Raw genomic sequence first — 23181 nt, 5'->3', positions numbered from 1 at the left:
CCAGGGTCTATTGCCGGATATGATAGATATAAAAATCCACCTAAAAACAAAAAGCCACTGATCAATATCAGTGGCCTTATTTCCCAAAACAGTCTCCTGTTTATTTTGCGCTGTTCTTTTTCTCTGTAACCTCAGCCCTGATCTCCTGGGCAAGGTTTTTAAGGTCCTGCATTGCTTTACGTACACGTGTACCAGCTGCAGCGTTTCCACCATCATAAAATTTCGTCACATCAGCCTCAACCGACGCGATCACTTCCTGTACCTGTTTGAATTTGTCCATAACTGTTTTTTAAAGGGCCAAAAGCCCCGGGTATAAATTGTTTTGTTGTAGGAAACCATATTCCAGTCCCAAAACTAAACATTTCAGGCAGAAAGCAAAAAGAACTATTGATAATCCAGATGCCGGGCATCACTGCTTACCCCAATAGCGTTAGCCCTTCAGAGGATAAATCCCAGCCGTCCGCAGCATTCCGCCACAAAGTATTCGATATCTGCGGACACGTCATTTACAATGCGGTAGCGGATCTTATATTTTGGGTTGTAGCTGATATAGACAACCAGGTCATCATCTGTAAACCCCTACCCGATAAGGGCTTAAAGTGTACGTCCCGGAGGTCATTTGAGGTACAGATTGTAAAGGAATATGTGTAAAGTGAGCAATAACTATAGAGCAGGGACGGCAATAGAACCAGCATGTTAAATGTGGATCAGCTAAAAATGACAAGGAGGGGATCCCGTCCTTATCATTTTTTTTTAACTACAGGTAAACCAAGTACTGCTTACATACATTTTATCGTACCGCCATCAACCCTGATGTTTGCACCGCTTACATAATCAGCGTAGGTGCTGCAAAGGTAGGCCACCGCGCCAGCAATTTCATCAGGTTCTCCAAATCTGCCAGTATCGTTGGGGATCAGTTCCTGAACAGCCTTATATTTGATCTCTTCGAGATCGGTACCCCAGCCAAACTTCGGAGCAGCGCTCACCAGCCAGTCCTCTACCATAGGATTGATGATTGCTCCAGGCGATACAACATTGGATGTAATACCGGTCTCTTTAAGCTGCCTGGCCAAAGAAATTGACAAATTATGCCTGGCGGCTAAAGTCGCATTATAATGCGGTTGCTCTTTGATCGGCTGTATGCCCAGACCTCCACCAATATGAACCACCCTGCCCCATCCTAATGTTTTCATCTGGGGAACAATGCGCTGGATCATCCTTACATAAGAAACCACGTTGTTATTGTACATATCAGACCAATCCGCTGTCGTAGCATCTCCCCATAATTTATGGGATGTTGCGCCGGCATTGTTTACCAGGATATCAATCGGTCCGTTTTTTAATGCTGCCTTGGCCACCGCATCAGCACCTTGATCAGTTGTCAGATCACCGATTGCGATATCGGCTTTACCGCCCGATGCAATAATATCTTCACTGACTTTTTTGGCACGCTCTTCATTTCGTCCGTGTACCACCACACTTGCGCCTTCAGCCGCCAACATTTTAACAATTGCCTCTCCAAGGCCTGAACTCGAGCCTGTAACCAATGCCCTCTTTCCTTTTAATTTTAAATCCATTTTTTTATTTTGTATAATCCGTATTATTTATGTGAGGGGGCCTTGCCAAATGCTTTCTTATAGGCATATGAAAAGTGGGACATATTTACAAATCCCAGGTCAAGGTAAATCTGTGTCGGCCGCCGGAACTGCTGCTCGATCAGATACCGCGCCTCGATAAGGCGTTTCTGGACCAACCATCTGCTTGGGGTAACATTGAACAGTTTTGCAAAATCCCTTTTAAAGCCCGATAGACTTCTTCCCGTCAGGAAAGCAAACCTTTCAAGGGGAACATTGTAGCGGTAGTGTCCGTTCATAAATGCTTCCAGATCAAGTTTTCCGGGGTCACTGAATTCAAACAGCATGTGTTTGATTTCAGGATCACTTTCTGCAAGGATCAGTACAAGCTCTTTGGTTTTTAATCGCAGGAGACCGTTATCCAGATTTCCGTTTCCAAGATAAGGCTGAAGAGTGTCCACAAAACTTTTTAGAAAACCTTTACCGCTCAATAATTTCACGCCTTCACCTCGGTAGTGGCCCTGAACCTGTAGATCATATTCTGCCGAAATTTCTTTGAGCGTTGCCTGATCGATGTGGAACGCGATCGATCTAAAGCCTTCTGATTCGGTATGCTTAACAAATTTGGTCAACTGGTTGCGTTTAAAAAACCGGTAATCCCCAGCCTTGAAAGAATATTTTTTTTCCCCGATCCATACTTCATGGGATCCGCTGATGATATAGCTGAAAATATGATCGGAAACCATAGCTTCTCCTTCCACATTTTTACCGAAATATTCGTTCAGTAAAAGCCTGGGATATGAAAGGGGATGTTCATTTTCTAGAGACTCCATAACATTGAATTTATAGCGGCACTACTACCACCGATTTACGATACAAATTTCTATAAAAAAAAGTTGTAAAGTTTTGTTCAAACGTCCAATTTTATTTGTTGAAAAGGCCAATATAAAAGAGAGAAAAATAGGTACTTAAGCTAGTGCTATAACTGACATAACAAGCCGGTTGATAGGAAGAAAACAAAAGTTAGCGCAGCGGCATCCATCGGCTGCTCATAACTATTCAAAACTAACTATTCATGATTTGGATCTGTCTGTGATCCGATAGAAAACAATCTATTATCTTTCTATACCTTGATCTGATACTCAGTAATTAAGTACTTTGGCTTCCAGGAACTCCTCCATTCCGTAGGTACCATTTTCCCTGCCCAGCCCTTGAGTCTTTATATCCTCCAAAGGGAGCAATCGGGTCATGTTTAAGGGTATTAATCAGCACACGGCCCGCTTTTAACCGGCTAGCAATTTTATTTGCCCTTTCTTTAGTGGTTGAATTGATGAACGCGATGAGCCATATGACGAGTCATTGGTTATGGCTCCAGCCTGATAATCATCGCGGTAAGCAATTACACCAAGTACCGGTCCAAATATTTCGTTTCTGGCGATCCACATATTATTGTTTACTCCCCAGAATATGGTCGGACGCACATAAAATCCTTCTTCAAGCCCCTCCGGATTGCCAAATCATCCGAAGATCAGCTCCGCACCTTCTTCAATGCCCTTAGAAATTGCCTGCTGGATCCGGTCATATTGTCTCTGACTGGTCAATGGACCTATCTTTATATCTTCCTCTCGGAGATCTCCAACTTTAAAACCTTCTGCAACTTTAACTATACGGGTTTTAACTTAGATCGTGGCAGACATCAGCAATGGATACCTGTCCTACGTGTAAGGCCTGAAGGCGTATAAGTTGATAACCCGGCTTTGCCCAAAACAACAACGATATTAAGCCCCTAAACACAAAATTCCACTGATCTCCACCAGTGGCCTTATTTCCCAACACAGTCTCCTGTTTATTTTGCAACGTTCTTTTTCGCGGTAACCTCTGCCCTGATTCTCTTGGACAAGGTTTTTAAGGATTACCTGTTCTTCTCTAAAAGGGAGATTTAACCGATACTCGGTTATTGCATCATATTTTTAATAACTGCTAAAATTTAAATGATTTTGCCAGACTCCAAAAACCGCCAACTTTGTACATGATATACCGAAAAAAAATGTGCTTGGGAATCCATTGCTTCGAGGTACCGGTTAAACCATTATTTAAAAAAGAAACATGAAAACAAAATTATCAATCCAAAAACCGGCCAGGGTAGGAACTTTGGCCATGTTATTACTTGCAGTGATTATAACGCCGCAGAAAGTATCCGCACAAGCTCAAAAAATCAAAAACGTTGTATTAGTACATGGCGCTTTTGCAGACGGTTCGGGATGGAGTGCTGTTTATGCTATCCTGACTAAAAAGGGCTATAAGGTAACGGTGGTCCAAAATCCAATGACTTCACTCGAAGATGATGCTGCGACCACTAAACTTGCAGTAGATAAACAAGATGGGCCAACGATTCTGGTAGGCCATTCTTACGGCGGTGCTGTAATTACTCAGGCGGGTGACCATCCTAAAGTTGCTGCATTGGTTTACGTCGCAGCTTTTCAACCGGACAAAGGCGAAACGGTGCTACAATGGGTAATGACCGCACCACCAGCTCCAGAAAGCGGAATACTTAACCCGGATGAAAAAGGAATGGTGTATTATGATCTGGCAAAATTCCATGCGGGTTTCGGTGCCGATATTCCCAAGGCGCAGGCTGAGTTTATGGCAGCCTCACAGGGTGCCTTTAATGTAAAAGGTTTTGTAACTCCGCTGACTAGTGCAGCATGGAAAACAAAACCAAGCTATGCGGTAGTTTCTACCGAGGACAAGACACTCGTTCCCTCAATTCAAAAAGCAATGTATAAGCGCTCTAACACTAAAGTTACGGAGGTGAAAGGAAGTCATGCCGTATTTATTTCACATCCTGAACAAGTTGCAAAAGTTATCACCGATGCGGCGACGGCCGTCAAATAACAGGAATTTAACCATTAAGAGATGGAATTTAGATTATAATTAAACTGCTCTGCAAAGCCGCTTTTTGCAGAGCAAATTTGTCTATTCCAATCTCGTTTAATCAAAATTTACTAACGGTATTTCAGGGCTGTTATTAAATATTAACCGGCAACGAAAATAGAAAACTATACATCATGGAAGAAATTGAAAAACAATACCCGGTTGAGAAAGATAAAGCACTTTCAAAAAAAACAAAAAAATTTCTTGCATCGTTTAATGCCCAGGTATCGACCAACGCACTAAATTTATCAGTTGCTGATGCGAGAAAAGCTTTTGCCGATCTTCAAGCCTCTGGCGAAGTCGACTATTCTGGAATTGAAGAATCTGAAATAAACATTGATTCAGGTGGATATAAGATAAAATTAAATATTTTAAGCCCCGAGAACAGCAAAGGATCTTTACCCTTTTTCATTTTCATTCATGGTGGTGGCTGGATTTTAGGTGACTATCCGAGCCATAGACGAATGGTAAGGGATTTGGTTGTCCAGTCAGGCACAGCAGGGATTTTTATAAATTACAGTTTATCACCTGAAGCCAAATATCCACGGGCACTGGATGAAATTTCTGCAACATTGGATTGGTTATCAAAAAACGCTGATGATTATAGTCTCGATGCTACACGGATAGCGCTTGTAGGCAACAGCGCCGGGGCAAACATGGCAATCGCAAGTGCGATCCGGGGGATTGAAAACAACGGGCCAGAGATCAAACTACAAATACTAATGTGGCCAGTAACAAGCTATACCACAGATTGGAAATCTTATGAAAAATATGGCAGGGATAGGTTTTTGACTTCACAGAAAATGAAGTGGATGTTCGACAACTATACCAGCGATGAGCAGTCGCTTGGCAGTATCTACATCTCCCCTGTTCTTGCAGACCGCAAGCAACTTAAAAAGCTTCCGCCAACATTAATTCAGGTAGCAGAAGCTGATATTTTGAGGGATCAGGGAGAGAAATTTGGCCGAAAACTGGATCAGGCTGGAGTCGATGTAACCACCATACGCTATAATGGAATGATCCATGATTTTGGCTTGCTTAATCCTTTGGCAAAGCTGGCGCAGGCGAAATCACAAATTGCGCATGCATCTGCTGAGTTACACAAATATCTTTGGACTTAAGTGTAACCAGACCTAATTTATTACATAGATGAACAGACAATGCTAACCCTTCTTCAGCAATTATTGAATTTTGAAAATCTTTCAACAATCCCTCATGACCAGTTGAACTGGCTGATCAAGCACAGCAAGATCAGAAAATTCGAAGGGGGAGCCTTTGTGGGTATTCAGGGGAAAAAAATCGATGGGCCACACTTTTTAATAAAGGGAAATATTTTAATGTTTATGTATCGTGGAAACGAGAAGCAGGATTTTTTGACACTGGAAACGGGCGATATCTTCGGATACCTTCCCTACTCAAGAAGCGATATCGCACCATTAAATGCACTTGCCCTCGGCCAGGTCGAAGTGCTGTCCTTTGAAACCTCAATGGTGCGGGAAATGATCAGTTTACATTTTGAGCTTACCCAGTCATTGGTACATATCATGAATACCCGGGTCAGAAGTTACACCACGCTTCAGCAACAAAATGACAAGATGGCTTCGCTCGGAAAATTGGCAGCAGGCTTAGCCCATGAACTGAATAATCCGGCCTCAGCGCTCATCAGTGATGCTTCAGCCCTCAAAAAACATATTCGCGCGGAGTTCTTATTCAATAGTTTCTTTCCAACGGAATGTTTGGTAAATACCCAAAGAAGTAGTATTGAAAGCCGGCTTGTAGAAATAATCTCCGGGCATCAGGAAAAAGAACTATCCTACAAGGAGCAAAATCAAAAAGAAGATTCCATCACCAAATGGATGGAGCGTAATTCCATCAGCTATACTGAAGAAATGATCGAAGTTTTTGCAGATTTCAATATCCAAAGCGACTCGCTTGAATTTCTCAAACAGAGTCTTCCGCAAAAAGCATTGGTAACCGTATTTAAACAACTGACTCACACCCTTGTTACCGAAAAAATTGCCCATAACATTCACGTCGCTTCATCGCGAATAGCGGATCTGGTCCGATCTGTCAAAATATACACGCACATGGACCGTGGCCAACAAGGGTCATATTCTAATATCCATGAGGGAATTGATAACACCATCCGTATGCTGGGACATAAAATCCGGGCTGGAAAAATTCACATCAACAAGCGCTATGGTGAGGGAGTTCCACCCATAAATGCACATACGGGAGAACTTAATCAGGTCTGGACCAATTTGATCGACAATGCAATTGACAGCATGCTTGAAAACGAAGAAGGATTACTTACAATTGTGACCGAACTTGCGGGCGACAACATCAAGGTTAGCTTTACAGATGATGGACCAGGCATTCCTAAAGACATCATAAACAACATATTTGATCCCTTTTTTACAACCAAACCTATAGGATCAGGCACAGGCATGGGCCTAGAAAATGTAAGAAGGATTATACTTAGGCAGGGTGGATCAGTTAAAGTGTATTCAGTTCCCCGCAGTACGGTCTTTACAGTTTGCATCCCAATCAACACTCAACAAACAGGCAATTAAACCATAAATGAAATGGAAAAACCTTTAATTTTTTTGATTGATGATGACCCTCAGGTACTCCATTCAATCACAAGGGACTTAAAGTCCCAGTATGAAAAAAAATATAAGATCATCAGCAACAGCTCCGCGCACCAAGCTTTAGAAACTATTGCCGAATTGAGGAATCAGTCCAAAGCAATTGCCATTTTTATCAGCGACCAGCGTATGCCCGAGATGCAGGGCGTAGAATTTTTGAAAAAAGCTATGGCCATTTTTCCAGATGCGAAACGGGTACTGCTGACTGCATACAGCGATACCCAAGCTGCCATTGAGGCAATCAACCATATTCAGTTGGATTATTACCTTATGAAACCGTGGGACCCGGCCGGGGAACGCTTATATCCTGTACTGGATGAACTCCTATCCGATTGGCAGGCTAATTACCGCCCTGAATTCAAAGGAATCAAGTTAATCGGCTTCCAATACTCGCCATTTTCGCACAAACTTAAAGATTATCTGGCAGGCAATTTGATTCCATATCAATGGCTGGATATCGAGAAAGATCCGGAAGCAAATCTGCTGCTTCAACTTAACGGGTTAAGTTTGGAGAATTTACCTGTGGTTATAACAGAAGATGGAGAAGTTTTCATCCAGCCAGATGTTTCTGCTCTGGCTTTGGGAATCGGGGCAGATGCCGGAGTAATGACCGAGATGTATGATGTCGTAATTATCGGCGGGGGCCCTGCAGGACTTGCATCTGCAGTTTATGGCGCTTCCGAAGGTCTTAAAACCCTTATAATAGAGCGAAAAGCTCCGGGTGGACAGGCAGGAACGAGTTCCAGGATAGAAAATTACCTGGGTTTCCCTTCCGGATTAACAGGTGCTGACCTATCCCGCAGGGCGATTAGCCAGGCCATAAGACTGGGTGCGGAAATACTTTCTCCAAAAGAAGTGTTATCCATCAGCGAAACAGATAACTATAAAACAATTACGCTCCATGATCAAAGCTCGATCAAATGCCGGGCAGTTATTATAACTACGGGAGTCGACTATAAAAAACTAGAGATCAAGGGCATCAGCGATTTTACAGGTGCCGGAATTTATTATGGAGCAGCTGTAAGCGAAGCGACTTCCTGTAGGGGGCAGCAGGTTTATATTGTCGGAGGAGGCAATTCTGCGGGCCAGTCTGCAGTTTACCTCTCTAAATTTGCTAAAAAAGTACATATTCTCATCAGACGGGAAAGCTTATCGAATACGATGTCATCCTACCTGATCAAGCAGATCGAAAGCTTGCCCAACATCGAGGTTTTGACAAACTGCAAAATAAGGGAAGCTTCAGGCGGAAGCCACCTGGAAGATTTGTTAATCGAAAATATTAAAAGCAAGAGCCTTGAAAAACACAAGGCAGCTGCATTGTATATATTTATAGGGGCTAAACCATTTACCGACTGGCTCGGAGAGGCTATCGAACGAGACGTTAATGGCTTTATTAGAACAGGGCAAAATCTAAGGTACGACAGCAGGTTCGAGCAATTTTGGAAGCTTAAAAGAGACCCTTATTTACTTGAAACCAGTATTCCTGGTGTATTTGCCGCAGGCGACGTACGTTCCGGAGCAATGAGCCGGGTAGCTTCGGCAGTAGGTGAAGGCTCAATGGCAATTTCTTTTGTCCACAAATATTTAGCAGAAAATTAGTTGCCAATTTTAAAATAGCTAAAAGGACAATATTGTATGTGTACACCTCAGGGAAATTAGCCCAATTTCCGATTGAATTAAAAGAAAAATCGATTAACAATAAAATAACTTAAGATATGATTAACGAAAACAAAAAATTTAACACTTTCCACATGAAATGGGAAGAAGATTACGGTTACGTGCAGGCGGTAAATAATGGAAACATGGTCTATATTTCAGGCCAGTTAGGCCACGACGAAAAGGGTATTTTAGCAGAAGGGATGGATAAGCAAATGGAGTTAGCTTATGCAAATATACTTAGACTTTTGAAGGGCTTTAATTATATTGAAGATGATATCATTGAAGAAGTAATTTATGTAACTGACATGCAGGCAGGCTTTCAGGCGAGAAAGGCTATTGGCGCTAAGTTTTATCCGGACCCTAAAAGAATTGCCAGTTCGATCATAGGCGTAAAGGAACTGGCTTTACCTGGGCAATATGTGGAGATAAAAATAGTAGCCATGAAATAGCCAACTGGTATAGGTTTGCAGAATTACCTTTAATTCGTCAAGATGAAAACGATATTAATCATAGACCCAAACCTTAACCTGCTGGAAGTTCTTTGTCATGCGCTGGAGATGGAAAAATATGAAGCTATCGGTTACTCGGGGCACGAACTGGAACTGATCAAACTCATTCAGAATATAGCACCTTCACTAATCCTCATTAACCTCACTTTACCTTCCGATAAATCTATAGAGTGGTGCGGTCGAATGAAATCTTTATACCCTAACCTCCCCATCATTGCAATGAGTTGCGATGAAAGCATTCTCAAAAAAAAGAATCGCTGGTTATTTGACGGGAATATCGGGAAGCCGTTCGACCTTGATTCATTTTATAACCTTATAGAAAGGCATACTGGAAAGACCTAACCAAAAACCAGTCAGATTAGAATCACCACGTTCAATACTTTTGCTACGGAAATAACCCTCTTGGTCTCAATCGGTCGATCCAGCCCAAAATGAACTGTAGTTTTACGAACATTCCCACCAGAACAATCAAGATGACTATCAAAATAATGATAACAGGTATAAGTCGTATGATTTTCCATTTTTAAAATTTCAAATGAACTTTATTCAAAATAAATCATGTTGGTGATGAATTCAATTTAAGGTAATCTGGCGAAAATTTGTTCAGGAAAGTCTAAAGGACCTGATGGAATCAGCTACAGAAATGATGTCAGGGAAGCTGAACAACCAATAGATAGAGGTCTTCAATGTATAAAGGATTGAATTAACGCATTCTAATAAAATAAAAATATGGATAACACAATTAAAGGTATTCATCATATTACTGCAATTGCAGGTGATGCCAAAAGAAACTATGACTTTTATACCCGTATCCTCGGACTTCGGTTTATTAAAAAAACAGTGAATTTCGATGATCCCGAAACTTACCACCTCTATTATGGAGATAAGACGGGCACACCTGGTACCATTTTGACATTTTTTCCGAATGAGGGAATCCCAGCGGGACGACCCGGAACACGTCAGGCTACAGCCATAGGATATTCTATAGATAAGTCTGGTTTTGATTTCTGGAAGCAACGCTTTGATAGTAACGGCGTAAAATACCTCAATGTAGCTGAAAAGTTCAATGAACCATATTTAACTGTTTTCGACCCCGACGGACTTCGTTTGGAGCTGATTGGCTCATCAAGGGAAGATATACGCCAACCTTGGACATCTAAAGAAGTACCTGGAAACAATGCACTGAAAGGATTTTACAATATAACTCTAACACTAAACGACTTAGCACCAACAGCGGATATATTAACCAAAGTATTTGCCTATCAATTAGTGGAGCAAAAAGATAATCTCTTCCGTTTTATCACCAACTCGGTTACAAATGCAGCAATTGTGGATATTTTGGTTTCGAAATCTGAAATTCCGGGCCACGTATCTATGGGATCGGTACACCACGTCGCTTTCAGAGTAAAGGATGAAAAGATTTTAATGCAGTTCCGGGATACGATTATTGGTCTTGGTCTACATGTCACTGAAAAGATTGACAGAAACTATTTCTATTCCATATATTTCCGCGAACCGGGAGGGGTTTTATTTGAGCTGGCTACGGAGAACCCCGGCTTTATGGTCGATGAACCGATAGAAACCCTTGGTGAAAAGCTGATGTTGCCCGAGCAATATGAACAGTTGCGTGAGACCCTTGAAATCACATTGCCTAAACTAACATAAGATGGACGCAATACAAAGCAACTATTTGACCGCTGGACAACCAATTGAATCAGCTACCGGTGTACTCATCATGATTCACGGAAGAGGTGGCAATGCATTAGATATCATGGCGCTTTCTGATGAGTTACAAATTGGAGGAATGGCCGTATTTGCTCCACAAGCATTGCAAAACAGCTGGTACCCGCACAGTTTTATGGCACCCATTGCTACAAATCAGCCATCAGTAAATCTTTCACTGGGAATGGTTGGTGAGCTCGTCAAGCATGCATTAAATTATGGTATAGCCCGGGAGAGAATTTTCTTTCTGGGATTTTCACAGGGTGCATGCGTGATGTTGGAGTATATCAGCAGAAATGCAGGCAAATACGGAGGTGCAATAGCTTTTACAGGTGGTCTTATTGGAGAAGTTTTGGTAGATGATAATTACAAAGGTGATTTTTTAGGAACTCGGGTTTTGATTACTACAGGAAATATGGATCCGCATGTACCACTAAAAAGGGTTAAAGAGACTGTAGCACAACTGGAGCTTCTGCAGGCAAATGTCAGACTGGAAATTTATAAGAATAAGCCACACACTATCCTGCCTAATGAAATTTCCACCGCGAATGACTGGATATTCAGTTACAATCAGGTTTGAACAGTTAATTAGCTTATAAAATGACAAAAACATTCAAAGTCACACGCGTTTATACAGATGCGGAGGGCGAGAGCAACTTTCAGGATGTTGAATATCCGCTTTTGGATGCCGGCTACATCGGCTTTCTTTCCGACCGGTTTCAAGTCAAAGAAATGATCTTTAGAACAGTTAGAGCCGATTATAATGATTATCATCAAGCCCCTGAAAGGCAATTCGTTGTGCTGCTCGATCTTGGTGTGGAAATCGAAACTTCACTGGGTGAGAAAAGGCAGTTTCAGCCGGGCGAGATCCTACTTATGGAGGATACTACCGGTAAAGGCCATCGAAGCCAAAACCTTGAGTACAAAACCAGAAACTCGCTATTTATAATCCTCAAATAATAACAACCGGTAATCCGGTATTCCATTAACTATAGTCTACAATAAATTTTCAACGGATGATTCAGCAGATAAAGCGCAGCCACAAAGGACTTTTATCCTTAACTTATGAATATACTACTTTATTTGCATGCATGCTTGTGATGTTCCAGGCTTACTTAATTGCGCCTCTTTCGCCAAGTTTAGCAAGAGACTTTGCCTCACCATTGCCTGCGCTTGGCATTCCTGTGTTCGCGATAGCATTTTCTATCGCTGCCACAGCTACGGCCTATTTAAAAATTCATGTGCCAGTTCGTGGGTATTTGTTGCTCTCACTCGGTTCTATGGCACTAGGATGTTATCTGTTAAGTATTAGCGAGACTGCATTTTTTTTCCTCATAACAAGAGCGCTGGTCGGCTTTGGGACAGGTGCATTATTGCCAATGACGATTCTCCACAACGTTTGCCATACCAAAAAGCCAAAATCTTTAGAGCGTATCGTACCGGTTGTTTTTGCACTGGCCATGGGCATGACTTTCTCCCCAAGTATCGGAGGTTGGCTAAATGGTGTATTTGGCTGGCGAATGCTTTATCTATGTTTAAGCATACTATGTACTTTATTTTTGATTTTATGCCTGCTTAAGAAGGTAGAGAAATTTATTCCCCCAGGGATACTCATCGAAAATTCCGGGGATGTTAAGTCCTTTGAGCGCAATGCCGGATTTATATATAGCTTTTCTTTTTTGACAGGTCTGTTTCATTCCGGGGTTTTTGTTTGGATCAGCCATTATTTCACAGTTCAATATCGCCTGAATGAATCTGAGATTGCAACCGAACTGTTTATTTTTGGTTTTCCGGGTTTTGCATTATCTTTTCTATTCCACCATTTGCAGATGGATAAGAAAATGATAACCTTTTTATACGCCACTATGGGACTAACCATTTTAGGGCTTTTACTACTATGGGGGGATTTGTCGCTGGGGCTGGCCGAATGCCTACTGGCTGTTATTTCAATTGGATTCGGTTGTAGTCAACCATTATTCATGGGCCTTGTTAAGCTTCCTCAGGGAAGGCAAACGCTTTTGTCTCCCGCTGCTCATGGGACAGGATTTCTTTTTGGGGGCTACGGCATTGGCCCATTGGTAATGTTCGCATTGCTAAGCATCAACTTATCCACCGGGTTATTGTTTTTGATTTCAACTGTAGCAGCTCTAGCCTACATCTCAATTCGCATATGGAAGAAAAATGGTATTCCAGCAAATTCGGTCTTTATTAATGGAAAATAATCAAAGGTTTATGGGGTATCCGTATGATATACATTCCTTATTCGGAAAGAAGCCCCATATCGCTTAGATTTTAATCTGATCACACACTGAGCCTCCGAAACACGAATTGTTTTATAAAATACAAGGTCATTTCAATTAAATCCTGTGGCAACTGTTTAATCAAGAATCTTTATTCAACAGCTTCAAGCCAAATGGAAATGGTTATAACCATGTTGCGTAACGAGGTTAAAATCCAGAAATACCCTTTCCAGCAGTGAAAATCAGCCATGGATCTATCCATCATAGAATGTATCAGCATCCACTAATCCACCAATGATAACTTCTCCATACCAACAGGCCAATTTTTGTTTAAAATATCTTCAAGGTATTTAATCTCGTCCGGATACGCAGTATTTTTGCGCTTGGCAAAATAAAGTGTGTTTTCTAATGGCGGACTTCCCTCCCATGCCAGTTTTATACCTTTTTCTGCGAGTTCTTTACCACACAGGAAATCGGGTACAACGGCAAAACCTTTACTATTGGACATACACCTTAAAATTGACGCGAAAGAAGGCACCACATATTTTGGTCTGAAACTCGGTAATGCGTCGAAACTTGCTGACCAGAAATTTTTAAGATATTCCATATCATACGCAGTGGTATACCAAATTTGGTTGTTCAGCCAATCTTTCAGCGCCGGGCGATTATCTTGTGAAAGGAGTTGTTCAAATTCATTTGTATCGGTCTGATTTCCACAAATAAGTATAATCTTTTCTGTATTGAACGGCTTATAATCCAGGTTGTGCTGAGTGCCCTTTTGCGTCGTAAGAATCAAGTCTAATGTGCCATTATTCAAATCCTGCAGCATCTGCGGACAGTCACCAAACCTGGTAACCAGATTGAAGGGTAAATCTGTGATGTTGGACTCCAATACGTGCTGAAATATTTCCATTGACATACCCACACTGACAGTCGGTTTTTCAGCCTTCGACTTTCTCCGGAAGATATGTTCCGCTTCTTCCAGCTTATTCATGTGGTCGATGATAAAATTATACAACATTGTCCCCCTTTCTGTAGCTACCATTTTTCGGGTATCCCGGTCAAAAAGCCGATGGCCGGCAAAAGATTCAAGTGAGCTTAAATGCAGGCTAACACCTGGTTGGGAAATAAATAAGTCCTTTGCTGCAGCCGATAGTGTTCCGGCTTCATAAATTACTTTAAAGGTTCTGAACCATTCTAGATTAATCATTGTTTGTTGGTTTAAGGTTTTTTATTAATCGTTCGTTACAACTTGTTGCAGTACCATACCAAAAGAGTTTGTCTCTTGGCTGTCCTGCTGCTCAACTTATATCGCGTCGTTTAGCCAGTGTATAATGTCCCGTGTAACAAGTCCATTGTACTTGTCATTGAGCAGGTCATGATAATGCCCTACATACAGTTTCAATAGCTTATTTGAAGAGGATGCGTGTTTTTCGAAGTATTCACTTCCGGATGGCGAAGTTGCGCCATCTGCAGTACCATGAAGGATCAGTAGCGGGAGCTTAATCAAACTCATTTCTTCTTTAAGATATTCGGATGCGAGCAAAAGTTGCTGCATAGTCTTTGCAGGTTGCTTTTCATGGCTCAACAATGGGTCATTGTTCATTTTAAGCACATGGGCTGCATCTCTGGAAAAATCTTCATTTTTTAATTTGACCAAACGGACATGAGGAATAAAACGGGCAAGAAATTTTATGGCCGCTAGAGCAAGTGCCGGCGCCGGAATTTTAAATGCAAAGCTTTCTGAGATTAAGCCCTGAAGCTTATGCTGATTTTCCACAGCGTAAGCGGCAGAAAAAACGCCTCCAGCGCTATGCCCAAGCAAAAAAACGGGAATGCTTGGATGCCTGGATACAACAATATTAATCAGGGTATCGATGTCTGATAACACTCCATGAAAATCAGGTATATAATACCTTTCGCCTTCTGAGCGACCCCTACCGATCAGGTCCATAGCATAAACCTCATACCCCTCTCCGTTAAGCTGAGATGCAAATTCTTCGTAATACCCACTATGTGAATTCAGCCCATGAATAATAACGATTATCCCTTTGAGCTGGCTGGGGCTATTCCAGTTTCGATAAAAAATGTGCTGGCCATTCTGGTTTGCAAATGTTGCAGTTTGTTCATTCTGTGACTTCATAACTAAGCACCAGTCAATTATGTGCCATAAATAATAAAAAAGGGAATGCAAACAGAATTTATTTTAACACATTGATTATCAGATAAATAAAATAATTATAAAAATGCATTTTGGTTTAAACATTAAAAAAAACTCCAATTTTTTCGGAGTTTCATTAATGTAAACTCTGAAAATATCGGAGTTGGATATTAAAGAAAGCTTGACCAGGAAATCACAAATTTGGAAGCTGATGCAGAAAAAATTCCGGTGTTGTGTTTTGGCAGCTCGGCCCAACCACGAACCTTTTAGTGATCACCTTATGTTTGAATCTTGATGCGATGTATTTATGATTTTAATAATACCTAGTATAAATAGCCTTATATACAAATTTTAGCATTGGCCGGTACTTTTGATATGCCACGATGACAGATCAGTTATGGTAGCGTACACTCACTATTAAGATAAATTTAATTGGAAAATTATGAAAAATCAAACCACGTATCACTTCATTGACATTAACGGTGTCAATATTTTCTACCGAGAGGCCGGACTGAAAACAGCTCCAACATTAGTGCTGTTACACGGTTACCCAACATCCTCGCACATGTTCCGCAACCTGATGGACAGCTTATCGGACAAATATCATCTAATCGCCCCAGACTATCCTGGGTATGGCAGAAGTGAACAGCCTCCGATTGCAAACTTCGAATATACATTTGATAACTTTGCAGAGATTATAACCACCTTGCTTCAAAAGCTGGAGATATCAAAGTACAGCCTTTACCTGATGGATTATGGTGCCCCAGTGGGCTGGAGAATTGCTTCTGCAAGTCCAGAAAAAATTGACACATTAATTGTTCAAAACGGTTGCGCCTATGAAGAGGGCCTGGAAACTTTCTGGGATCCATTCAAGGCATACTGGAAAGACAGAAATGATAAAGCAGCTGAAAGCACGCTCGAAACCTTTCATCAGCCAGATGGACTAAAATGGCAATATACTCACGGGGTGCCTGATACTTCAGTGGTAAGTCCGGATAATTGGGAGATTGATCTGCGTCATCTTGAAAGACCGGAAAATAATCAGATCCAACTGAACTTATTTTATGACTACGGAACCAATCCACCTAACTACCCTAAATGGCAACAATACTTTAGAGACCATAACCCCGAAATGCTCATCGTTTACGGAAAAAACGACTACATTTTTCCTGTAAGTGGCGCTGAAGCATACAAGAAGGATGTAAAAAATCTTGAATACCATTTGTATGATGCAGGCCATTTTGCCCTTGAAAGTAAGGGGGATGAAATGGCAGCAGCAATTGAAGATTTTTTAGACCGTAAGGTTAAAAGATAATAAAGCTTCAAGGAAATTAAGCCAAAGAACTTTATACCCTCGCTTCCATAACATCATCCCAAATTAATATATGCGGTTCTTAATAAACACGAAAACCCCGCATGTACACATTTGCTATCATCCCTAACTATTCACAAAATCAAATCAATATGAAAAAATTAATTCTGTTATCTATTAGTCTTATAACTTCACTTTACGGATTTGCACAAAAGCCGAGTCCGCAATTATTAAACCCTACTAACCATACACTGGTTTTAATAGACTATCAAAGTCAGATGGCATTCGCCGTCAAGAATCAGTCCATTGAAGTGCTTCGAAACAATGCGGCCCTAACCGCAGGCGCCTCCAAAATTTTCAATATTCCAACTGTGGTCACAACTGTGGCGGCAAAATCATTCAGCGGTCCTGTATTTCCTGAAATCAGTTCATTTTATCCGATTGCTTCTACCACTGTTATTGATAGAACAACCATGAATTGCTGGGAAGATCTAAATGCGCATAAGGCAATTACGGGCAAGGGCAAAAAAATATTGGTTTTGGGTGGTCTGTGGACAAGTGTTTGCATAGTCGGGCCGGCCTTATCAGCTATTAATGAAGGTTACACCGTTTATGTAATTACAGATGCCAGTGGTGATGTTTCTACCGAAGCACATGATCAGGCCGTTACAAGAATGGTTAAAGCGGGTGTGCAACCCATAACATCGCTTCAGTATCTTTTAGAACTACAACGTGACTGGGCGAGATCAGAAACTTACAATGCCACTACCGACCTCATCAAACAGTATGGAGGAGCATATGGAATTGGTATCCAATATGCGAAGGAAATGATCAAACATTAAATAATTATAAGTTATATAGGGACAATGCGTGCATTGTCCCTTTGATCAAAGCAGTTCATGAAACGAATTAAAACAACCCTATTTTTGATCATTGTATGTTCTGGAAGTATATTTTCCCAGCAAAAGGTAGACAAAGTCATCCTAAACGGTAAAATTATTACACTGAATGATCAACAACCAACTGTTGAAGCACTTGCTATTGCTGGTAATAGAATTATTGAACTTGGAAGTAACCAAAGAATAAGAAAATACATCGGCAAAAATGTTCAGGTGATAGATGCCAGGGGAAAAACAGTGATACCAGGAATCTATGATTCGCACCTTCATGTGATTCGCGGTGGACGATTTTACAATGCGGAACTGAGATGGGACGGATTAACCACATTGGCAGAGGCATTATCAATGCTTAAAGAACAGGCATTGCGTACACCCAAAGGACAATGGGTAAGAGTTGTAGGCGGATGGAGTGAGTTCCAGTTCAAAGAAAAACGCCTCCCTACCCTAGATGAAATCAACACCGCTACAGGAGCTACTCCAACCTTCATCCTGCATCTGTATGGACAGGCATTTTTAAATAAGGCGGGTATTCAGGCTTTGAGTATTACCGGTGATACGCCGAATCCAATTGGGGGGCTAATACAAAAGAATCCAAATGGGGAGCCTACCGGACTTTTGATTGCCGAGCCCAGTGCTTTTATATTGTATTCTACACTATCAAAGCTTCCAGAACTCACCATGGAAGAAAAAATCAATTCCACAAAACGGTTCATATCCGATTTAAATTCTTTGGGGGTAACAAGTGTAATGGATGCGGGAGGGGGATTCCAGAACTTTCCAGACGACTATCAGATTACCGATATGTTATCGAAGAAGGGAGAATTAAATATAAGATTACCATACTATTTATTTGCTCAAAAACCGGGAACAGAATTGGAAGACTACCTGAAATGGATTGGTATGGTTGTTATTTCGGACCACCAAACGGATGATTCATTTGAAGGCAAGAAAACTGAATACCATGTCCAGGGTGCAGGAGAAAACTTAGTAGCGTCGGGCGGGGATTTTGAAAATTTCCTCAAACCGCGACCTGAACTCCCTCCGGCCATGGAGAATCAGCTAAAGGCAGTGATAACTGAACTGGTGAAAAACCGATGGCCATTTCGATTGCATGCAACTTATGATGAGAGCATCATCAGGTTTTTGAATGTTATGGAACAGGTAAACCATGAAACACCATTTAACGGACTGACCTGGTTTTTTGACCATGCGGAAACTGTGAGTGATGCAAATCTGGATCGTATAAAGGCTTTAGGTGGTGGTGTGGCGATTCAGGACAGAATGGCTTTCCAAGCAGAGGGATTTGTTTCAAGATATGGCAAAAAGGCTGCGCTCCATACCCCCCCAGTCCGCAGAATGTTAGAGAAGGGCATACGTGTTGGGGGCGGTACAGATGGTACTAGGGTATCAAGTTTCAACCCTTGGATTGGGATATATCAATTTGTATCCGGAAAGTCATTAGGTGGATTGAAATTCGCATCCAGTGAAAATCAGGTCGATAGAATATCCGCGCTGAAAATATATACCCTGGGAAGCGCTTCATTAATACATCAGGACAATGAACGCGGCATGCTAAAGAAAAATTTTCTGGCAGATCTGGCAATTCTTAACTCGGATTACCTTGGCATAAAGGAGGATGAAATAAAAGATATTCACTCAATCCTGACCATTCTGAACGGTAAGGTTGTATACGGTGCACAGGAATATCAAAAACTTGCTCCGAAAATCCCAAGTGCAATACCCAGCTGGAGCCCAATTAACTTCTATGGTGGCTACCAAAGCCATTAAAAAACCGATATAAAATTGTAACGCTGCATTGAAGGCAAAACTTTTAATTAAGTATTTGCCTTTTTTGCATTTAGCCCATTCCTAGCGTTCATGAAATCAGCGTATTTGCAAAAATTGCCCTAGAACTTGAATGAGAGTTGCGTATTAAAGAATTTGGAATTAGCACTATTGGGGATGACATCCCGTAGAAAACGACCTACTCTAAAAAATTGATAGCCGAAACTTATAGACAGGTATTTGTTTATCTGGTAATCTGCACTCCATAAATAGGTTGTGCCGATGTAACGTGCCGGTGAACTGGAGCCTCCGATATTAAAACTTCCACTTGGATGAAAGATTCCGTCCTGAAGTGAATACCGCCAGTTATAGACCAGATCAACTTGAAATAAAAGTTTCTCACTTGGATGGAGTGTTAGGAATGGATGTATATCTATAAGGTTTGATGGCCCAATTAATGGATTAAATCCGAAGTAGCCCCCTTTCGGATACAAAGGGTTAAAACTATTTAATTTTTTATCCAGAATATTTTTGTCGCCCGAAATGTAATCATTCCGCAGGCTTAATGTGGGTTTAAATTTGAGTTGCTTAAATACATAGCCCAGTTCAATTGCCATAGTCCATGCACTGATTTCATTATGACCAAACTTTCCGAACTGGTAGGCTGTCTCGAGATTATATCTAACACGGTTACTTTCTTTCCAGTAACGAATCGCAAGGGTATGCCGAAGTTCCCGACCCATCCCAGATTCAAATTGAGACTGCTCTCGCATCGCACCCAGATAGTAGATGTTAAAGTTACCGGTTTCTGCCAACCTCACGTCCGAATAAACGCCCCAAAGGTTTCCTTGTATCTTTGTTTTGTTATCAAACAGGCCGGGATGGATTTTATCTGCTGCTAATACAAAAGCGTCAATTTTTAACCGAGGTTTAATATAAGACAATTTCAATCCGGTAAAGTACTGTCGACTATTATTGCCATCTTTAACGGAGACCAACCGTCCGGAACCATAATCAAGTTCCTGACGCCCAATCCTTAGCAAGAGTTTTAGCGCCGGAGCCGACGAAAAATCGTAATCCAAGAAAAGGTTCTGAACATTGAGCTTATCCTCATCCGTAGTGGAAACTGCATTGCGACTACCGTTTTCAAGGCTGCTGTTTAACTGAACAAAAAACCGATACTTTCTTCCATAATTTACTCCGGCATGTAAGGAATAACGATTAAGAAAGGAGTGATTGAATCCTTCGTTGGCAATCCAGTTCTCATCCACTTTCACTGCCCACTCAGAGCGTATTTCACCGCCAAATGAAAGGCTAAGAGCAGGATTAGATGAAAGCTGTGAATACTTCAGTCGGTTATAGAAACTTCGGGTTGAATCCGACAGGTGATGATAATCCTCTTCAAACCTAAGCAACATAAAATGCTGAGCCTGCATTTTTTTCGGAATGAATACCATAAGCGCAACGATAGCTGCTAATCGGAATAAACATTTAACCCCGTTCATTGTGCCAATGATTAAGTGATTATTTCGCCAAAACCTAATGCGAAATTCCTTCTTTAAGTTTTTGCTTCGCTCCTTAAATCTGGATTCTTCCTATAGCTTTTTCTAAAGCGTTATCCCGAGTTTCTGACAAAGCAAAACCCTCCGCCCTGCACACGGTCACGTTATCCATTCCAATAAAAGCCAACATAAATTTTAAGTAAGGGGTTAAAAAATCATTTTCAACGTTCGCTCCTGAACTGTATATTCCGCCGGTTGTAATGGCAAGATAAACCTGCTTTCCGCTAAGCAGTCCTACAGGACCCTGTTGCGTGTATTTAAAGGTAATGCCTGCACGGGTTACGTGATCAAACCAGGCCTTAAGCGTTGAAGAAATCCCGAAATTATACATCGGTGCGCCAATAACTACAAAATCTGCGTTCATTAACTCTTCAATGGCTAAATTGGAATGTTTTATGGCTTCCCTGTGCTCTTCAGTATGCTGCTCTACAGGTGTTAAAAAAGCATTTAGATGAACTTCCTCTAAGTGAGGGAATGGCGATTTGGTTAGATCTTTGGTGTGCAGCGCTGCTGATGGATAGTTTAATTGAAGCCTTTCGATAATAGCTTCTGAAAGTTTAATACTATTTGACGCCTCCCCTCTTGGGCTGGAAATGATATGCAGGATATTGGGCATAATTGATAATTTTTGTTAAACATTTATTTAATTAATCTACGACCGATATCCACTATCCTAACTTTAGCCATGGGCTGATATGATCTTGTTTTCTTGATCGTCTGGAGTAAAATTACAACGGCACAGCATAGCATTTATCACATTTAAATGATATGATATATTAGTTTATTGATGGCAGAAAATAAGGCACCTCGACAAAACCGGGATATAAATTATGATCCCGTTTCCGACAACTCAGGTCTAAAGAAAATGGAACATCCGAATGAATTTTAAAATACTCGAAGTAGGACAAAAAATGAATGAATATACTCCATTATCACAATCCTGATAAGTTATATGATTTGCATTATATAAAACATGATGGGTCCCGGACTAATTTTGTTTTGCAAGTTTACCCTCTGAATGATCATATATGAGACATGAAAATAAGGAGCTGGTAGAATATCCTTAATACAATATAAAATGAAAACACAGCATCAATCCCTTCTTACAGTACTGTTATTTGTCGCATTAATTTCAATGATATTTGCCTGCGGATCTCCCCAATCTAGAAAGGAATCGCAAACAGGCACCCTAAGCGAAATAAAAACAGGAGGCAGCAAACTTATCTCAGTTGACGGAAAATATAAGGTGTGGACAAAGAAGGTTGGAACAGGCAAAATCAAAGTATTGCTTCTACACGGTGGGCCGGGATTTTCACACGACTATTTTGAATGTTTTGAAGACTTTCTACCAAAAGAAAATATCGAATTTTATTATTATGATCAATTGGGCAGTGGCCTTTCTGATGCTCCTACAGATACAACACTTTGGAACACCCCACGGTTTGTTGAAGAAGTGGAGCAGGTTAGAAAAGGTTTGGGTCTAGAAAACTTTTACATTTTGGGTCATTCCTGGGGGAGTTTATTGGCGATGGAATATCTATACAAATACCAGAAACATGTAAAGGGTGCTGTCCTTTCAAATATGACAGGAAGCATAGCAGACTTTGTTGACTATAGTGCTGTGCTAAAATCCAGGCTGTTTACAAAAAAGGAAAAACAATTGTTTGATTCGTTGGATAATGCTAAAGCTTATTCCTCTCCCCGCTATGCGTCTTTATTAAATGAAAAACTTTATACTAAAGTAATTTGCCGAATGCCTCTTGAACAGTGGCCGGAACCCTTAATTAGAACATTTAAAAAGCCCAACCAAACCATATACTTGCAAATGCAGGGCATAGATGAGTTTCATGTAACTGGCAACTTGATAAACTGGAGTTTTTGGAATAAAATGCCCCAAATCAAGGTGCCAACACTGGTACTTGGCGGTGTGTATGACGAGATGAACCCGGAAAGCATGAAAAAGGAAGCACAATTGATTCCAAACAGCAGGTTCTACCTATGTCCGATGGGTAGTCATATGTCTATGTACGATGATCAAAGCAATTACTTCAATGCGCTTATTGGTTTTTTAAAAGATGTAGACACGCAACATTTTGCAGCGGATAAAAAATAGTAGCGGTAACGGTTATGATCTTATGAAAATAAATTGAGATATGCGCAGATAATTTCCTCAACC

The 23181-nt window shown here is 41.0% G+C and carries 21 protein-coding genes and 1 pseudogene; 14 read left to right on the top strand and 8 right to left on the bottom strand.

Going from position 1 to position 23181, the window contains the following annotated elements:
* Nucleotides 1-100: 100 nt before the first annotated feature.
* From ACN9MR_RS07705 to ACN9MR_RS07690, 4 genes and pseudogenes are all read right to left on the bottom strand, one after another.
* On the bottom strand, nucleotides 101-280 hold the full coding sequence (locus ACN9MR_RS07705; protein ID WP_057935026.1) for a hypothetical protein: 180 nt from the start codon (nucleotides 278-280) through the stop codon (nucleotides 101-103).
* A gap of 499 nt (nucleotides 281-779) precedes the next feature.
* Entirely contained in the window at nucleotides 780-1577 is a 798-nt protein-coding gene (locus ACN9MR_RS07700; protein WP_426329025.1) for an SDR family NAD(P)-dependent oxidoreductase, read from the bottom strand.
* A gap of 23 nt (nucleotides 1578-1600) precedes the next feature.
* Nucleotides 1601-2407 (bottom strand): helix-turn-helix domain-containing protein, encoded by an 807-nt coding sequence (locus ACN9MR_RS07695; RefSeq protein ID WP_426329024.1) that lies wholly within the window; start codon nucleotides 2405-2407, stop codon nucleotides 1601-1603.
* Nucleotides 2408-2723: 316 nt separating this feature from the next.
* Nucleotides 2724-3190: pseudogene (locus ACN9MR_RS07690) on the bottom strand (aldehyde dehydrogenase family protein).
* A 490-nt stretch (nucleotides 3191-3680) separates the two neighbouring features.
* Here ACN9MR_RS07690 and ACN9MR_RS07685 point away from each other — a divergent pair.
* From ACN9MR_RS07685 to ACN9MR_RS07640, 10 genes are all read left to right on the top strand, one after another.
* On the top strand, nucleotides 3681-4469 hold the full coding sequence (locus ACN9MR_RS07685; protein ID WP_426329023.1) for an alpha/beta hydrolase: 789 nt from the start codon (nucleotides 3681-3683) through the stop codon (nucleotides 4467-4469).
* 173 nt (nucleotides 4470-4642) lie between these two features.
* The gene (locus ACN9MR_RS07680) at nucleotides 4643-5629 is read left to right on the top strand and encodes an alpha/beta hydrolase (protein ID WP_426329022.1); all 987 of its coding nucleotides are present in this window, start codon (nucleotides 4643-4645) and stop codon (nucleotides 5627-5629) included.
* 39 nt (nucleotides 5630-5668) lie between these two features.
* Nucleotides 5669-7081, top strand: a complete 1413-nt coding sequence (locus ACN9MR_RS07675) for an ATP-binding protein (RefSeq protein WP_426329021.1) — start codon at nucleotides 5669-5671, stop codon at nucleotides 7079-7081.
* 12 nt (nucleotides 7082-7093) lie between these two features.
* Nucleotides 7094-8755, top strand: a complete 1662-nt coding sequence (locus tag ACN9MR_RS07670; protein ID WP_426329020.1) for an FAD-dependent oxidoreductase — start codon at nucleotides 7094-7096, stop codon at nucleotides 8753-8755.
* 116 nt (nucleotides 8756-8871) lie between these two features.
* A complete protein-coding gene (locus tag ACN9MR_RS07665; protein ID WP_426329019.1) occupies nucleotides 8872-9264 on the top strand; it encodes a RidA family protein in 393 nt (130 codons plus the stop codon).
* 42 nt (nucleotides 9265-9306) lie between these two features.
* Nucleotides 9307-9666, top strand: a complete 360-nt coding sequence (locus tag ACN9MR_RS07660) for a response regulator (protein WP_426329018.1) — start codon at nucleotides 9307-9309, stop codon at nucleotides 9664-9666.
* 387 nt (nucleotides 9667-10053) lie between these two features.
* The gene (locus tag ACN9MR_RS07655; RefSeq protein WP_426329017.1) at nucleotides 10054-10989 is read left to right on the top strand and encodes a ring-cleaving dioxygenase; all 936 of its coding nucleotides are present in this window, start codon (nucleotides 10054-10056) and stop codon (nucleotides 10987-10989) included.
* A gap of 1 nt (nucleotide 10990) precedes the next feature.
* Nucleotides 10991-11626 (top strand): alpha/beta hydrolase, encoded by a 636-nt coding sequence (locus ACN9MR_RS07650; protein WP_426329016.1) that lies wholly within the window; start codon nucleotides 10991-10993, stop codon nucleotides 11624-11626.
* Between the two features lie 20 nt (nucleotides 11627-11646).
* On the top strand, nucleotides 11647-12006 hold the full coding sequence (locus ACN9MR_RS07645) for a hypothetical protein (protein ID WP_426329015.1): 360 nt from the start codon (nucleotides 11647-11649) through the stop codon (nucleotides 12004-12006).
* 56 nt (nucleotides 12007-12062) lie between these two features.
* Entirely contained in the window at nucleotides 12063-13268 is a 1206-nt protein-coding gene (locus tag ACN9MR_RS07640) for an MFS transporter (protein ID WP_426329014.1), read from the top strand.
* A 301-nt stretch (nucleotides 13269-13569) separates the two neighbouring features.
* Here ACN9MR_RS07640 and ACN9MR_RS07635 read toward each other — a convergent pair whose 3' ends face one another.
* Complete coding sequence (locus tag ACN9MR_RS07635) at nucleotides 13570-14496, bottom strand: LysR family transcriptional regulator (protein ID WP_426329013.1); 927 nt, start codon at nucleotides 14494-14496, stop codon at nucleotides 13570-13572.
* Nucleotides 14497-14592: 96 nt separating this feature from the next.
* A complete protein-coding gene (locus ACN9MR_RS07630; protein ID WP_426329012.1) occupies nucleotides 14593-15429 on the bottom strand; it encodes a lysophospholipase in 837 nt (278 codons plus the stop codon).
* Between the two features lie 460 nt (nucleotides 15430-15889).
* On the opposite strand from ACN9MR_RS07630, the gene ACN9MR_RS07625 reads away from it, so the two are divergent.
* From ACN9MR_RS07625 to ACN9MR_RS07615, 3 genes are all read left to right on the top strand, one after another.
* On the top strand, nucleotides 15890-16762 hold the full coding sequence (locus ACN9MR_RS07625; protein ID WP_426329011.1) for an alpha/beta fold hydrolase: 873 nt from the start codon (nucleotides 15890-15892) through the stop codon (nucleotides 16760-16762).
* Between the two features lie 149 nt (nucleotides 16763-16911).
* On the top strand, nucleotides 16912-17601 hold the full coding sequence (locus ACN9MR_RS07620; protein ID WP_426329010.1) for a hydrolase: 690 nt from the start codon (nucleotides 16912-16914) through the stop codon (nucleotides 17599-17601).
* Nucleotides 17602-17658: 57 nt separating this feature from the next.
* Nucleotides 17659-19446, top strand: a complete 1788-nt coding sequence (locus ACN9MR_RS07615) for an amidohydrolase (protein WP_426329009.1) — start codon at nucleotides 17659-17661, stop codon at nucleotides 19444-19446.
* A 119-nt stretch (nucleotides 19447-19565) separates the two neighbouring features.
* Here the strand turns inward: ACN9MR_RS07615 and ACN9MR_RS07610 are convergent, their stop codons facing one another.
* Both ACN9MR_RS07610 and ACN9MR_RS07605 read right to left on the bottom strand, forming a co-directional pair.
* Nucleotides 19566-20948 (bottom strand): alginate export family protein, encoded by a 1383-nt coding sequence (locus ACN9MR_RS07610; RefSeq protein WP_426329008.1) that lies wholly within the window; start codon nucleotides 20946-20948, stop codon nucleotides 19566-19568.
* Between the two features lie 73 nt (nucleotides 20949-21021).
* Nucleotides 21022-21621 carry an FMN-dependent NADH-azoreductase gene (locus ACN9MR_RS07605; protein WP_426329007.1) on the bottom strand — a complete coding sequence of 200 codons (600 nt, stop codon included), beginning with the start codon at nucleotides 21619-21621 and terminating at the stop codon, nucleotides 21022-21024.
* 462 nt (nucleotides 21622-22083) lie between these two features.
* On the opposite strand from ACN9MR_RS07605, the gene ACN9MR_RS07600 reads away from it, so the two are divergent.
* On the top strand, nucleotides 22084-23118 hold the full coding sequence (locus ACN9MR_RS07600) for a proline iminopeptidase-family hydrolase (RefSeq protein WP_426329006.1): 1035 nt from the start codon (nucleotides 22084-22086) through the stop codon (nucleotides 23116-23118).
* The last annotated feature ends 63 nt before the right edge of the window (nucleotides 23119-23181 follow it).

Origin of the sequence: Pedobacter sp. R-06, assembly GCF_049913135.1 — a bacterium.
Lineage (GTDB): Bacteria > Bacteroidota > Bacteroidia > Sphingobacteriales > Sphingobacteriaceae > Pedobacter.
Note: the sequence above shows the minus strand (reverse complement) of the source record. Positions and strands in the feature narration are given on the sequence as shown.

Bases quoted from the DNA above. Each gene is read 5' to 3' on its own strand.
- ACN9MR_RS07700 (WP_426329025.1), bottom strand. From the start codon at position 1,577: ATGGATTTAAAATTAAAAGGAAAGAGGGCATTGGTTACAGGCTCGAGT.
- ACN9MR_RS07635 (WP_426329013.1), bottom strand. From the start codon at position 14,496: ATGATTAATCTAGAATGGTTCAGAACCTTTAAAGTAATTTATGAAGCC.
- ACN9MR_RS07680 (WP_426329022.1), top strand. From the start codon at position 4,643: ATGGAAGAAATTGAAAAACAATACCCGGTTGAGAAAGATAAAGCACTT.
- ACN9MR_RS07610 (WP_426329008.1), bottom strand. From the start codon at position 20,948: ATGAACGGGGTTAAATGTTTATTCCGATTAGCAGCTATCGTTGCGCTT.
- ACN9MR_RS07600 (WP_426329006.1), top strand. From the start codon at position 22,084: ATGAAAACACAGCATCAATCCCTTCTTACAGTACTGTTATTTGTCGCA.
- ACN9MR_RS07665 (WP_426329019.1), top strand. From the start codon at position 8,872: ATGATTAACGAAAACAAAAAATTTAACACTTTCCACATGAAATGGGAA.
- ACN9MR_RS07655 (WP_426329017.1), top strand. From the start codon at position 10,054: ATGGATAACACAATTAAAGGTATTCATCATATTACTGCAATTGCAGGT.
- ACN9MR_RS07705 (WP_057935026.1), bottom strand. From the start codon at position 280: ATGGACAAATTCAAACAGGTACAGGAAGTGATCGCGTCGGTTGAGGCT.
- ACN9MR_RS07660 (WP_426329018.1), top strand. From the start codon at position 9,307: ATGAAAACGATATTAATCATAGACCCAAACCTTAACCTGCTGGAAGTT.
- ACN9MR_RS07670 (WP_426329020.1), top strand. From the start codon at position 7,094: ATGGAAAAACCTTTAATTTTTTTGATTGATGATGACCCTCAGGTACTC.
- ACN9MR_RS07630 (WP_426329012.1), bottom strand. From the start codon at position 15,429: ATGAAGTCACAGAATGAACAAACTGCAACATTTGCAAACCAGAATGGC.
- ACN9MR_RS07675 (WP_426329021.1), top strand. From the start codon at position 5,669: ATGCTAACCCTTCTTCAGCAATTATTGAATTTTGAAAATCTTTCAACA.
- ACN9MR_RS07620 (WP_426329010.1), top strand. From the start codon at position 16,912: ATGAAAAAATTAATTCTGTTATCTATTAGTCTTATAACTTCACTTTAC.
- ACN9MR_RS07605 (WP_426329007.1), bottom strand. From the start codon at position 21,621: ATGCCCAATATCCTGCATATCATTTCCAGCCCAAGAGGGGAGGCGTCA.
- ACN9MR_RS07625 (WP_426329011.1), top strand. From the start codon at position 15,890: ATGAAAAATCAAACCACGTATCACTTCATTGACATTAACGGTGTCAAT.
- ACN9MR_RS07650 (WP_426329016.1), top strand. From the start codon at position 10,991: ATGGACGCAATACAAAGCAACTATTTGACCGCTGGACAACCAATTGAA.
- ACN9MR_RS07645 (WP_426329015.1), top strand. From the start codon at position 11,647: ATGACAAAAACATTCAAAGTCACACGCGTTTATACAGATGCGGAGGGC.
- ACN9MR_RS07640 (WP_426329014.1), top strand. From the start codon at position 12,063: ATGATTCAGCAGATAAAGCGCAGCCACAAAGGACTTTTATCCTTAACT.
- ACN9MR_RS07685 (WP_426329023.1), top strand. From the start codon at position 3,681: ATGAAAACAAAATTATCAATCCAAAAACCGGCCAGGGTAGGAACTTTG.
- ACN9MR_RS07615 (WP_426329009.1), top strand. From the start codon at position 17,659: ATGAAACGAATTAAAACAACCCTATTTTTGATCATTGTATGTTCTGGA.
- ACN9MR_RS07695 (WP_426329024.1), bottom strand. From the start codon at position 2,407: ATGGAGTCTCTAGAAAATGAACATCCCCTTTCATATCCCAGGCTTTTA.